At 55.0% G+C, this 13241-nt stretch carries 14 protein-coding genes; 3 read left to right on the forward strand and 11 right to left on the reverse strand.

Going from position 1 to position 13241, the window contains the following annotated elements; genetic code table 11:
- Nucleotides 1-133 precede the first annotated feature (133 nt).
- Both J1784_RS04645 and J1784_RS04650 read left to right on the forward strand, forming a co-directional pair.
- A complete protein-coding gene (locus J1784_RS04645) occupies nt 134-1294 on the forward strand; it encodes a pyridoxal phosphate-dependent aminotransferase (RefSeq protein WP_217148226.1) in 1161 nt (386 codons plus the stop codon).
- Nucleotides 1282-2055 carry an amidohydrolase gene (locus tag J1784_RS04650; RefSeq protein ID WP_217148227.1) on the forward strand — a complete coding sequence of 258 codons (774 nt, stop codon included), beginning with the start codon at nt 1282-1284 and terminating at the stop codon, nt 2053-2055. The genes J1784_RS04645 and J1784_RS04650 overlap by 13 nt, the downstream gene beginning before the upstream one ends.
- Before the next feature lie 124 nt (nt 2056-2179).
- On the opposite strand, the gene J1784_RS04655 is transcribed toward J1784_RS04650, so the two are convergent.
- Both J1784_RS04655 and J1784_RS04660 read right to left on the reverse strand, forming a co-directional pair.
- Nucleotides 2180-3412 carry a nucleoside deaminase gene (locus J1784_RS04655; RefSeq protein WP_338019897.1) on the reverse strand — a complete coding sequence of 411 codons (1233 nt, stop codon included), beginning with the start codon at nt 3410-3412 and terminating at the stop codon, nt 2180-2182.
- Nucleotides 3413-3769: 357 nt separating this feature from the next.
- Nucleotides 3770-4276, reverse strand: a complete 507-nt coding sequence (locus tag J1784_RS04660) for a DUF1993 domain-containing protein (protein WP_217148229.1) — start codon at nt 4274-4276, stop codon at nt 3770-3772.
- A gap of 213 nt (nt 4277-4489) precedes the next feature.
- Here J1784_RS04660 and J1784_RS04665 point away from each other — a divergent pair, with 213 nt between their 5' ends.
- Complete coding sequence (locus J1784_RS04665) at nt 4490-5758, forward strand: glutamine amidotransferase-related protein (RefSeq protein ID WP_217148230.1); 1269 nt, start codon at nt 4490-4492, stop codon at nt 5756-5758.
- Between the two features lie 12 nt (nt 5759-5770).
- Here J1784_RS04665 and uraH read toward each other — a convergent pair whose 3' ends face one another.
- From uraH to J1784_RS04710, 9 genes are all read right to left on the reverse strand, one after another.
- The gene (gene uraH, locus J1784_RS04670; protein WP_217148231.1) at nt 5771-6106 is read right to left on the reverse strand and encodes a hydroxyisourate hydrolase; all 336 of its coding nucleotides are present in this window, start codon (nt 6104-6106) and stop codon (nt 5771-5773) included.
- The gene (gene uraD, locus J1784_RS04675; RefSeq protein WP_217148232.1) at nt 6103-6600 is read right to left on the reverse strand and encodes a 2-oxo-4-hydroxy-4-carboxy-5-ureidoimidazoline decarboxylase; all 498 of its coding nucleotides are present in this window, start codon (nt 6598-6600) and stop codon (nt 6103-6105) included. The genes uraH and uraD overlap by 4 nt, the downstream gene beginning before the upstream one ends.
- A complete protein-coding gene (gene hpxK / locus J1784_RS04680) occupies nt 6597-7871 on the reverse strand; it encodes an allantoate amidohydrolase (protein WP_217148233.1) in 1275 nt (424 codons plus the stop codon). Before hpxK ends, uraD begins: the two co-directional genes overlap by 4 nt.
- Entirely contained in the window at nt 7871-9109 is a 1239-nt protein-coding gene (locus J1784_RS04685) for a pyridoxal-phosphate-dependent aminotransferase family protein (RefSeq protein WP_217148234.1), read from the reverse strand. Before J1784_RS04685 ends, hpxK begins: the two co-directional genes overlap by 1 nt.
- Before the next feature lie 18 nt (nt 9110-9127).
- Nucleotides 9128-9880: an amino acid ABC transporter ATP-binding protein gene (locus tag J1784_RS04690; RefSeq protein WP_217148235.1), complete on the reverse strand. Its 753-nt coding sequence runs from the start codon at nt 9878-9880 to the stop codon at nt 9128-9130.
- Nucleotides 9880-10530 carry an amino acid ABC transporter permease gene (locus tag J1784_RS04695; RefSeq protein WP_217148276.1) on the reverse strand — a complete coding sequence of 217 codons (651 nt, stop codon included), beginning with the start codon at nt 10528-10530 and terminating at the stop codon, nt 9880-9882. Before J1784_RS04695 ends, J1784_RS04690 begins: the two co-directional genes overlap by 1 nt.
- Nucleotides 10531-10532: 2 nt before the next feature.
- On the reverse strand, nt 10533-11198 hold the full coding sequence (locus J1784_RS04700; protein WP_217148236.1) for an amino acid ABC transporter permease: 666 nt from the start codon (nt 11196-11198) through the stop codon (nt 10533-10535).
- 24 nt (nt 11199-11222) lie between these two features.
- A complete protein-coding gene (locus J1784_RS04705; protein ID WP_217148237.1) occupies nt 11223-12014 on the reverse strand; it encodes a transporter substrate-binding domain-containing protein in 792 nt (263 codons plus the stop codon).
- A gap of 258 nt (nt 12015-12272) precedes the next feature.
- On the reverse strand, nt 12273-13112 hold the full coding sequence (locus tag J1784_RS04710; protein WP_217148238.1) for a MurR/RpiR family transcriptional regulator: 840 nt from the start codon (nt 13110-13112) through the stop codon (nt 12273-12275).
- Between the last annotated feature and the right edge of the window lie 129 nt (nt 13113-13241).

The following is a 13241-nucleotide window of genomic DNA, read 5'->3' on the forward strand; positions in this document are numbered from 1 at the left end:
TTATACCGAATTGTCATTTAGCCATCTAAGCGTCTCGATTGCCAAATATTAACATCGTGTTATATTGTCAGCAACATCGCTATTTGCACACCTGACGCCTGTCAGGTCAACGGTCCAGGAGTATTGACCCGCCATGAGCACAGCAGCATTGATCCCCGAAAGTAAACTTCCCGCACTAGGCACCACGATTTTCACCCAAATGAGTGCTCTGGCGCAGAAACACAATGCGATTAACCTGTCGCAGGGTTTTCCTGATTTCGATGGCCCGCAATATCTGCGGGATCGTCTGGCATATCACGTCAGTCAGGGCGCGAATCAGTACGCCCCGATGACCGGTACCGCAACGCTGCGTGAAGCGATTGCGGCGAAAACCGAACAAATTTACGGCTATGCGCCCGACGCCGATACTGACATCACCATCACGGCGGGCGCGACGGAGTCGCTGTATATCGCCATCACCGCGCTGGTGTCTAAGGGCGATGAAGTGATTGCTTTCGATCCGAGCTATGACTGCTACGCCCCGGCGGTAGAACTGGCAGGCGGCGTGATGAAGCGCATTCAGTTGCAGCCGCCGGAATTCAAGGTGAACTGGGCGGAATTCGCCGATCAGATTACCGACCGCACAAAACTTGTCATCATCAACACGCCGCATAACCCGTCGGCCACCGTCTGGAGCAACAGCGACGTTGAACAGCTCTGGCAAATTATTGCTGATAAGCACATTTTCGTGCTGAGCGATGAAGTGTACGAGCACATTTGTTTCGCACCGGAAGGCCACGCCAGCGTGCTGCGCCATCCCGAGTTACGTCAGCGCGCGATTGCAGTGTCATCGTTCGGCAAGACCTACCACATGACCGGCTGGCGTGTGGGTTATTGCATCGCACCGGCGATTATCAGCGCCGAACTGCGCAAGGTTCACCAGTATCTGACCTTCTCCATCACCACACCGGTGCAGCTGGCGCTGGCGGATATGCTGCGGGAAGCGCCGGAACACTGGCAGGAATTACCGGCCTTTTACCAGGCCAAACGTGACCGTCTGGCGCAGGGACTGGCGAACAGCCGCCTGAAGGTTATGCCGAGCCAGGGCACCTATTTCCTGCTGGTCGATTACAGTGACGTGTCCGATTTAGACGACGTTGCATTCTGCCACTGGCTGACTGAACATGTAGGTGTCGCGGCGATCCCGATGTCGGTATTCTGCGCCGCGCCTTTCCCACATAAACTGATCCGGCTGTGCTTTGCCAAACAGGAAGCCACGCTGGACGCTGCTGCGGAGCGCCTGTGTCAACTTTAAAACTGTCCGTATTGCAACAGCCGCTGGTATGGCTGGACGGCGAGGCAAACCTCGCGCATTTTGACGGCCTGCTCGGTGCGCTGACCGGCCGTGATCTGATTGTGTTACCGGAAATGTTCACTACCGGTTTCGCCATGCAGGCACCGGGCAGTGCGCTGCCGGAATCCCGCGTAGTGCAATGGCTGCAACAATGGGCACAGCAACTCGGGGCAATGATCGGCGGCAGTGTGGCGCTGAGTACCACCGAAGGCGCCGTGAACCGTTTTCTGCTGGTAGAACCGCAGGGCAAAGTGCATTTTTACGATAAACGTCACCTGTTCCGCATGGCCGGTGAGCACAATTATTATGTGCCGGGAAAACGTCGTGAAATCGTCGAATGGCGAGGCTGGCGTATTCTGCCGCAAGTCTGTTATGACCTGCGTTTCCCGGTGTATTCCCGCAATCGTCAGGATTACGACCTGGCACTTTACGTCGCCAACTGGCCTGCTCCGCGCAGCCGTCACTGGCAGACGTTGCTTGCTGCCCGTGCCATTGAAAATCAGGCGTACGTTGCCGGTTGCAACCGCGTCGGCCACGATGATAACGGCCATTACTACAGCGGCGACAGCCTGATCATTAATCCGCAGGGCGAAGAACTGGCGCGTGCCGAACCGGGTTCAGCGATGATTATCGACGCCGAACTGTCGCTGGAAGCATTACAGGATTACCGCGAAACCTTCCCTGCCTGGCGCGATGCCGATACGTATTTATTACATGATTGATCAGCCAGAAACTCAGCTTTTCGTCAGGATAGCTCGTGTTAGTCACGCCTGAGGACTTGATAAAACGAAAACACCGCCTGTGAAATTTCCAGGCGGCTAAAGACTCAGCGTGTGATGAGAGACTTTAAACTGTCGGTAAACCGGCCTCCAGCGCGTCTATCAATCCCTGATCCACGACCTGTTGCGGATGAACCTTAATTTCTGAGCTGTATAACGGTGGCAGTTTCTGACAATACGCATCCAGTTCGGTTTGCGCGATTGTCGGCACACCATACTGGAAGGAATTCGGATTCTCCTCAGGCAATGCACCTTCCATGGTTGAACCGTAGGCACCGAGCTCAATCAGGCTATGTGATGACTCATCCGGACCATGCGAAAATACAAAAGTGCCGTATTTGGGATGACCGAGATAAGGCAGTACTTTTTCGTCACCGAGAGAATCACGCAGGTTATAGCGCAGTTGTGCATAATTGCGCGTCACCAGTAAAAACGCCGTCTGAATCAATGAAGCTTTTTCGTCACCGGACAAACACAACAACAGATTACCGAAGTAATCGAGGAATGCGACCGAGTTGCCTTTACCCCCCTGAGCAATATCAGTATTCGCCGCTTCAATCAGGAAAGGAGCCAGCCCGTCGTCCGGTGCGCCACGTGATGGGGCAGTATATTGCAAAGCATCAGGATAGATGGCCTGCAACGCCACGACAATCGGATCATCAGCCGGTAATTCTTTGATATCTTTCAACTGATCCGGGGGTAAATCTGAGTTAATGCTCGCCTTCACCTGCGTCAGGGTGGCGTCAAAAATGGACTCACACAACGCCAGCGTCTGCACATCAATCACGTCTTGCGTAAAGAACTCCGCCACCGGCGCAGAACTTGCCGGTCGGGAAAAGCAGTTATCCCCGTTAACGGCCGGATAGCTGAATGTCTCCTGCGCCACCAGAGCCAGATCGGCAGAAAGCGAGGGGAAATCAGCCAGAGTGTCGTAATTGATACCAGAATAAGTATCGAAAGCCGCAGAAATCACGTTAAAGCCGCCGGTAATAATCGAACCGGTACACATGCAGCAGGGATCCAGTGAGGTCACAATAGTAATTTCGGACGGAGGTGGCAGCTCAACGCCCTGGGCAATCTGCGCGTAATACCAGTCAATCAGTTGTCTTTCACCGTGAGCAGTAGGATCGTTGGTCTTATTATTCATGACGACGTTATTATGAATCGCATTCAGAACTTTTCCAGTGCCATCGAGCATTACACCGCCGACGCTGAAAGTATTCTGACAATAGGCCTGCATAGCCTGATCTGCCGCAGCGGCGGCGGCAGCTTCGACAGAAACATAGGTGACGTCATTCACTTCGCCCGCTTTTAATACTGTATTATTTGATGAATTACAGTTGCAATTACACATAGTAAATTCTTCCATTAGATTAAGTGCAAATATTCAGGATCAGTAATTCGCGAACGTCATTGAATAAATACGCCGGAATTAAAGAGGCTTTATCGTGGCAAATTAATCTTTAATTAAAAAATGGAAGCTGTTGTGCCAGCAGTGGCACCGGGGGTATTAAATAAAAAGGAGGTGATTTAAGGATTATTTTCCTTTAATCATAATTCCTGTGAATATTAAGAGATTCACTTATAGCCTGAATAAATGAAAATATACATATTCCGGCGTCTACCCTCAGGGTAGACGCCGGATTAAACATTTCTGTTAGTTCCCGCCGATAAAGTCCGCCTTGCCAATATTCACGCCAAGATGACGCAGGATGTTATAGGCCGTAGTGATGTGGAAATAGAAGTTCGGTACGGCAAACACGGTGACATAACTGTGTGCGGTAAATTTCAGTTCATGATTTTTGCCTTTCACCACGATTTCACGGGATTCATCGCCTTCCAGTTTCGCGACATCCACGCTTTCGATAAAGCGCAGGGTTTTGGCAATACGTTCCTGCAACTCGGCAAACGTCACTTCATTGTCTTCCATCGCCGGTGCGGCAACGCCGGAAAGACGGGCAATCGCGCCTTTAGACATATCGCTGGTGATCTGCACCTGACGCGCCAGCGGATACATATCATCAGCCAGACGGGTATTCAGGACTTCTTCTTCTGATTTTCCGTTTTCCTTTGCCCATGCCGCGCCCTTTTCCAGCAATGCTGAAAGATTCTTTAAACCACGAACAAACTGTGCCGCCGTACTGCCATAAAGAGATGCTGACATGATGCTTCCTTAGTGAATGAAGTGTTAGAACAACCGGCGCTACATTAGCGCGTTCCGTTCTAAACAGCGTGACGTTTTATAGCAGTGAAGTGTGACGAAATGCTGGTTTGCGACAGACCTCCCTCTTTTTGTCAGAGCATGTAAAGACATCCCGGTGTGGATCAATTCTTGCATTCAATACCCCCGCAAAAAACATCTGACAGAGGACCACTGATGACCATCACCTTTATTGCACACTCCACGCCCGAACCTGCGTTGTACGGCGCGATGGCGGCGATACTTGCTGAACTCCGCGCTTTGCCGCTGTGTCACTTCCCCGTCAGTCATGATGCACAACGTTACCCGAATGCCCGTCAGCACGTCACGGCGCAGGGGCACGCACTGACCAGCGGACTGGTGTGGCTTGAGCGCCTCACCGGGCGCGGTGCGGGTGAAGAAACTGGCCTTGAATCTCTTATTTATCGGGCACTTAAAGAAGATATCGTCGTGCCATTGCGTGAGCCGTTACCCGCAGGGCTGGCGGCACAAATCACGGAACACGGCATAGAAATTGAGTCACTGACCGTGGTGCGCAAACAGGATAAATTCCAGCTGGAAGATTGTGTCACCGGCAAAATTCGCAGTAACGGCTGGGGGCGCGATACCTTCGGTCGCTGGGCGCTAGGCTCCGTTTCACAGCCGGTCATGCGGGCAGGAAAAACTCTGCGCGTGGCGCTGGTGGGTGATTTTGCCGAGCAGCGTGACAGCTATCCGGCGATGCTCGCTGCACTGGGAGACGCCGCCGATGCACTGGCAATGAACATTGACGTGGTTTATGTGACCGCCGCATTACTGGGCAGTCAGCTCGACTGCACGCTTTTTGATGTCGATGGCATTATTTTGCCGGGAGCGACGTTAACGTCAGGCGATCATCAGGCCAGTCCGCTGGCGACGGCGGCCTGGGCGCTGGAAAACCGCACGCCAGTGCTGGGCATCAATCAGGGAATGCATCAGATGGTGACGGCGCTGGGCCAGAAAGTGCTGGGACAGGACAGCGTGGTGATGCACGGCCCGTCGACGCTCGGTAGCCTGCAAACCGGTCTGCCGCTCGCCGAACACGCGCAGCCGCGTCTGGGGAACCATCCGGTTATTACCCGCAATGGCAGCCTGCTGGCGAATAAAATGGGCGACGAATTTACGCTGCGCTATAACCAGCGCCGCTATCTGAATCCGCAATTACTGGCAGAACTGGAAAGTTCGGGATTACTGATTTCGGGTTACGACGAAAGCGGGGAACAGGCGCAGGCGGTAGAACTGGATAATCATCCGTTCTTTATGGGCGTTCAGGGACAACCGGAACTGATGTCGCGCCGCGAGCGCCCCAATCCGCTGCTGATGGCGTTTCTGCAACAGGTGCGTCAGAGCAACCGTGAGCGGGATGTCAGCCACGCGGCACTGACCCAAAGCGTGCGGTTAAAGCATCCGCACCTGCTGATGGGCTAAATTTCGTGAAACTTAGCTGCCGCGATAGGTCGAGTAGGAATACGGACTGATCAGCAGCGGCAGATGGTAATGATCTTGCTCCCCGTCGATCATCACATCAATGATCGCCGAGTGATAAAGCGTGTCGCGCCCCGTCGCTATGAAATACGCGCCAATGTCTGCACATAGCCGGTAATGGCCGGAAGCCACCGGTTCCGGCGTTAATTTCGCGGCGCGCCCGTCGGCATCAGTTTGGCCTTCGCTGATGAGCGTGATTTTCTGCCCTTCCAGGCTTTCCAGCCAGACGCGTACGCCGGCAGCAGGCTGTCCCAGAGAGGTATCGAGAATATGCGTGGTGATGCGGGTCATGGCTGGAATATCTCCTTTAAACGCAGCAGGGTGATTTCTTTTAGCTGCTGAGCAGTTTCCTGATATTCGGCGTCGGGTGAGTTCTTCAGACGTCGTTGCAAATTTTCGAGGATCTCTTCTGAACTGCGCCCTTTGGCGCGGATCAGAAATACCCGCCCGAAGCGCTGTTCATATCGCAGATTACCTTCATGCAGCGCATCAATCACCGTTTGCTGGCTGATATTGAGCGTCGCCTGTTCGCCGCGGGAAAGCTGTGCTTCTTTGCTGGCACCGCTGGCGCGCTCACCGATACGCGGATGCGCCGACAGTGCCTGAGCAATATCTTCCTGCTGCCAGTTTTCACAGGCTGATTCGGCGCTTTGCAGCACGTCTTCCACACAAATGTAAGGCCGCGCGTCACTGACCGATTTCGCCCAGGCAGGGATATTCACCAGCGGGCGCAACAGAGCCACAGCTTCGAATTCTGACAGCGCGTTGAATTCTTCAAAGGTCATAAATGTCCCTCTGCAAAACTCAGCACCGTATTGATATACGCCTGCACCGCGTAAGCCACGTCACGGGTGGTGACAGATTCGTCGGGATGATGGCTGATACCGTCTTTGCAGCGCACAAATAACATGCCCACCGGCCAGCATTCGGCGATAGCAATCGCGTCATGCCCGGCGCCGCTTGGCAGTGACATTGCCTGCCCCTGCAATTGCAGAACGCTCTGGTTCAGACGGTGTTGCAAACCGGCACTGCACGTCGTCGCGCTGATGCCGTAAAACTGCCCGGCGGCGAAAGTCAGTCCGCGACGCGTTGCGATATCCCTGCCTTTCGCCAGCAGCGTTTCCAGCAGCGCAGAGAGATCATCATCGCTCGGCCCGCGTACATCCAGCGACAATTTGACCTGCCCCGGAATGACGTTCACCGCGCCCGGCAGACATTCCAGCGTGCCGACTGTTGCCACCAGATTGCGGCCGGTGGCGGTGGTGATGCTTTCAATCGCCAGCGTCCATTCGGCGGCGGCCGTCAGGGCGTCCTGACGTCGCCCCATCGGCACGGTTCCGGCATGTCCGGCGTGACCGGTAAATTCGCAATTAAGACGACGCGCGCCGTTGATCGCCGTGACCACACCGAGCGGCACATCAGCCGCTTGCAGGCACGGGCCCTGCTCGATGTGCAATTCCAGATAAGCGCAAAAATCGCTGACCGCACGCTGTGACGCGCCGATTTTCAGCGGATCCAGCCCGACATGTTGCATGGCCTGCGCCACAGAAATACCCTGCGCGTCCTGACGTTCCAACCAGTCAGCAGGCCAGGTGCCGGTCAGTCCGCGACTGCCCAGCAGCGTGATGCCAAAACGCGTCCCTTCTTCGTCGCAGAACCCGACAATTTCCACAGCCATCGGCAAGCGAATAGCGTTCTGATGCAAATGTGCCACCACTTCCAGCGCGGCCAGCACGCCGAGCGGTCCGTCGTAACGCCCCGCATTGCGCACGCTGTCGAGATGCGAACCGAGCAGTATGGCCGGTGCCAAAGCGTCTAGCCCTTCGTAGCGTCCGCAAATATTACCAACGCTGTCCTGCCAGACGCGCATACCGGCGGCGGCCATCCATTCCCCCACCAGATGGTTGGCCTGTAAATGTTCTTGTGAGATATACACGCGGGTGAGTTGTCCCGGCGTTTCACTGATGGCGGCGAGTGCGTCGCAGCGCGCCATTACCCGTTCAGCGGCAAGTTTTGCGCTGTCGGAAACCGCAGCCAGCGTAAAGGCTTCTGCCATTACTGACCTCCCGCGTAGTGATCCCAGGCTGCCTGCGCCCCTGCGCCGTATTTCGATGCAAATCCCAGACGATTAAGCACGGCTTCCAGCGCCACCAGCGTCTGCAACACGCAGTCTTTACGCGCGTTGTAACCCATCGTACCGATGCGCCAGATTTTCCCGGCCAGCGGACCAAATGACGTGCCGATTTCAATGCTGAAATCGTTAAGCATCATCTGACGCACCTGTTCGCCGTGAACGCCCTGAGGAATGACCACGCCGAGTACGTTGTTCATGCGGTTATTCAGGTCGCCGAACACTTCCAGCCCCATGCCCTGAATACCCGCCAGCAACGCGCCGCCGTGCAGTTTATGGCGGGCGATGCCGGTATCGAGCCCTTCTTCCAGAATGATGCGGGCGCATTCACGTGCGGCAAAAAGCATGCTGGTGGCTTCGGTGTGGTGATTCAGACGCTCCGGGCCCCAGTAATCCATGATCATGCCCAGATCGAAATAGTTGGAATAAATCATCTCTTCATCGCCGTCGGCGTGGTCGGCAGTACGGATGCCTTCTTCCACACATTTACGGCGACGGATTTGTTCTTCAAAGCGCGGGCTGATGGTCACCGGTGAGCTGCCGGAGGGACCGCCGAGGCATTTTTGCAAACCGGCAGATACGGCGTCTAATCCCCAGGCGTCAGTTTCCAGCGGGTTGCCGCCAAAGGACGCCGTGGCATCGGAGTAGAACAGCACGCCATGACGGCGGCAGATTTCGCCCAGTTGCTCCAGCGGCTGCAACATGGTGGTGGACGTATCGCCCTGCACGGTCAGCAACCAGCGTGGTTTCACCGATTTAATCGCATCTTCGATTTGCTGCGGGTCAAACACTTCCCCCCACGGCGCTTCGATGGTGTGCACTTCGGCACGACAGCGGCGGGCGATTTCGCACAGCAGATGCCCGAACCGCCCAAACACCGGCACCAGCACTTTATCGCCCGGACGGATACCGGAAAGCAGCACAGCTTCGATACCCGCGCGCGAGGTGCCGTCGATCAGCAACGTCCACTGGTTTTCGGTTTTGTACAGCGCGCGGTACAGCGCCATCACTTCGTTCATGTAGCCGGTCATGACCGGATCATATTGCCCGACCAGCTGGCTCGCCATCGCCCGCAACACGCGCGGATCGGCGTTAATTGGCCCCGGCCCCATCAGCAGACGGGTCGGCGGGTTGATTTGTCCGGGAGAGATGAAATCTGACATAGTTAATCCTTTACGATGTTAGCTGGCAGCGGCTTCATTCAAACCGCGTACGGATGCGATAAACTGTTTCAGCTCGGGAGTTTGCGGGTTAGCAAACAGCGCCCGGCTTTCGCCCTGTTCCCACACGGTGCCCTGATGCATGAACACCACGCGGTCGCCCACTTCGCGGGCAAAATTCATTTCGTGCGTCACCAGCACCAGCGTCATGCCTTCTTTCGCCAGTTGCTCGAGCACTTTCAATACTTCGCCGACTAATTCCGGATCCAGCGCCGAGGTGATTTCATCACACAGCAGCACTTTCGGGGTCATCGCCAGCGCACGGGCAATGGCCACACGTTGCTGCTGGCCGCCGGAAAGATTCGACGGGTAATAATCCATGCGATCTGCCAGCCCGACTTTTGCCAGCATCTGCGCGGCCAGTTCACGGCATTCGGACGCAGATTTTTTCAGCACGCGGCGTGGTGCCAGCATGACGTTTTCCAGCGCAGTCATGTGCGGGAAAAGATTAAAACTCTGGAACACCATGCCGACGGAACGGCTGATATCACGCGCCTGAGAATCGCGGTCTGTGATGGTCATGCCGCCCAGTTTGATGCTGCCTTCCTGATAGCCTTCCAGCCCGTTCATGCAGCGTAACAGCGTACTTTTCCCTGAACCGCTGCGGCCGATAATCGAAATCACTTCGCCGCTGTCGATATCCAGATCCACGCCTTTCAGTACGTGGTTCTGACCGTAAAACTTCTGAACCTGGTTGATGGTGATCAGTGGCATTACTGTTTCTCTCCACGCAATGATTTTTCTAAATGCTGGCTGTAACGGGACAGCGGATAGCACATCAGGAAGTAGCCCAGCGCCACTAATCCAAACACTTTGAACGGCTGATAGGTCACGTTATTAAGCATGGTTCCGGCTTTGGTCAGCTCGACAAAACCGATAATCGAGGCCAGCGCGGTGCCTTTCACCACCTGCACGGAAAACCCGACGGTCGGCGCAATCGCGATCCGCAGCGCCTGCGGGGTGATTACGCGCCACAGCGTTTGCCCGAAATTCAGGCCGAGACAGCGCGATGCTTCCCACTGGCCTTTCGGTAACGCGACAATACTGCCACTCCAGATATCTACCAGATACGCGCTGGTGTAGAGCGTCAGCGCCAGCGCGGCGGCCGTCCACGGGCTGACGTTGATACCAAACAGGCCAAGACCGAAGAACGCCAGAAACAGCTGCATCAGCAACGGCGTGCCCTGAAACAGTTCGGAATATAAACGCACAAAACGCGTCGGCCAGCGGCGTTTAGTCAGTCGCAATAACAGCAGCGGCAGGGTCACCAGCGTGCCACCGATAAACGCAGTCAGCGAAAGCAACAGCGTCCAGCGCGCGGCCAGCAGGAGATTGCGCACAATGTCCCAGTCGGTGAAGGTCATCATCAGTTTTCACTCCCAAAGACACGGCGTCCGGCCAGCAGTAACAACTGACGCATCGCCACCGACAACAGCAAATAGAACAACGTGGTGACCAGATACACTTCAAAACTGAGGAAAGTGCGCGACTGAATTAAGTTCGCGGCAAATGTCAGCTCTTCATAGGACACCTGCGATACCACGGAAGATCCGAGCATCACGATAATGCACTGGCTGACCAGCGACGGATAAATGCGTTTCAGCGACGGCGGCAACACGATGCGCAGGAACGTCTGGCTGCGCGTTAAACCCAGCACGCGCCCGGCTTCCCACTGGCCTTTCGGCGTCACCTGAATACCGGCGCGGATAATTTCCGTGCTGTACGCGCCGAGGTTAATCAGCATCGCCAGCAGTGCCGCTTCACCGGCAGTCATTTTCAGACCGATAGCCGGTAAGCCGAAAACGATGAAAAACAACTGCACCACAAATGGCGTATTGCGGATGGCTTCGACATAAATGCCCCAGACCGCACGCAGGGTTTTATGGTTGCCGCAGCGGATGGCCGCGCCGCAAATGCCTATTGCGACACCGCCAATCGTTGCCAGTACCGTCAGCTCAATGGTGGTCCATAATCCGGCCAGCAGTTCCGGCATATAAGGCCACAGCGCGCTAAAGTTAAGCTGATAGGTCATGAAAGATCTCCGTCAAAATCCTGATCACGCGCCGATGGAAGCTGGCAGCGGAGCCTTCATCCATTTTTCAGACAACGTATTCAGCGTCTTGTCTTTAATGCCTTCAGCGATCAGCTCATTCACTTTGTCTTTCAGCGCCGGTTCGTCTTTACGCAGCCCGACGTAGCACGGCGAGTCTTTAAGCATCACTTTCGAAACCGGGGCTTTGGCCGGATTCATGCGGGCAATGACAGCTACCACCAGGTTGCCGGTAGCGATGTATTCAACCTGACCGGACAGATAGGCAGACAGCGTGGTGTTGTTGTCTTCGTAACGCTGAATTTTGGCGTCTTTCGGCGCGACATCCGTCAGCGCCAGATCTTCCACCGCCCCGCGTGTCACGCCGATGGTTTTGCCGGACAGCTCTTTCAGATCCGCCAGTTTGTCACCTTGTGCGCCAAACACGCCGAGGAAGAACGGTGCGTAGGCGTTGCTGAAGTCGATCACTTTTTCGCGCTCAGCATTTTTGCCGAGGCTGGAAATCACCAGATCGACTTTATCCGTTTGCAGATAAGGCACGCGGTTGGCGCTGGTGACGGGCACCAGTTGCAACTTAAGTTTCATCTTATCGGCCAGATACTGCGCCATATCGATATCATAGCCTTCCGGCTGCAAATCCTTGCTCACCGAACCAAACGGCGGGAAATCCTGAGGGACAGCCACGCGCAGCACGCCGCGCTTCTGAATATCCTGCAACTGATCGGCCATCACACCCGATGCCTGAAGCACCAGCATTGCCGCACCTGCCCAAGCCAACAGCCGTTTGTTCATGTTCATAGATTATCTCCGGTGAAAAGTTTTTGGAACGATAGATTCTTATATTTAAAACTTTGCAACGAATGTGCCAAAAGCGACGCGCCGAAAAAAATGTGCGCAAAGTCACGGTATGACAAGGAATTAGAAAAGGACGGACAGGATCAGAAGCGGTTTTTTTGCCCTGAATCAGGGCAAAAAGCGTGAAGTGATGAAAAACAGGATGCACTGAAATCGTGCGAAAGCACCACAAAAGCGCCGGATTTGTTCCTCAGTAGGGAATCACCGCTGTTCCAGTTCATCCAGAGAGTTATACAAATCGCTTATCTGATGAATGCGCTGACGGCCTGAGGCGAGAATATCGTGCAGCAACGCATTGCTGAGTAAATTCGCCAGACTCATGGCGGAAGAATAACTGTCGAACGCCGACACGCTGTCGAGCGGCGCGGCCAGATGCCAGGTGGCAAGCGGGATAAGCGTCTGCGCCTGCGGTTCGCAAATCAGCAGAACCGGTACGCCAAGCGTCTGTAACTGCATCAGAATTTCCTTCGCCATACGCGGCCTGCGGCGGAAAGCCACGAAAATCACCACGTCCTGTTCAGTCAGATCCACCAGTTCTTCCGCCAGTGTTTGTCCCGGTTGCGGCATGATCATCACGCCTGGACGCACCTGAATCAGCTGCTGACGTAAATGCAACGCCACCGGATAACTGTTACGAAAGCCCAGAAGACGCACCTGTCGCGCCTGACTCAGCGCCGCGATCAACGCGCCAAACTGTTCGCCGTCAATCTGGTTAATCCACTGCGTCAGATTGGCCATTTCCTGCTTATAGTGCCGCGATAACAAGGTATTACCCTGCACCGCGTCACGGCTGTCGGTCAGCGGCATTCCGCTCTGGCGCAGGGTGCGCATTTCATTGCGCATATCGCGATAACTCGGGTAGCCGAGGCGCTTAAACAGGCGGCTGACTGTGGCTTTCGACACGCCGCTAAGCCGCGCCAGCTCTGCGCTGTTGTAACTCATCAGGTCGTCGATGCTGGCAAAAATAAAGTCCGCCACCCGCTGTTCCTGCGGCGTCAGTTCGGCGTAATGATCACGCAGACGCTCATCAATCTGTTTCATCTTTTCCCCTAACCCTTGGGTATTTGTAACCAATGTTTCAGCGGAACATACCATGCACTAAGCTTGCCAATGCAAGCAAAATTATGTGTGAAAGCCACAACGTTCTGCGGATGTGGAACACCTCTTGCT

The sequence above is a fragment of the Rahnella ecdela genome, assembly GCF_019049625.1.
GTDB classification, from domain to species: domain Bacteria; phylum Pseudomonadota; class Gammaproteobacteria; order Enterobacterales; family Enterobacteriaceae; genus Rahnella; species Rahnella ecdela.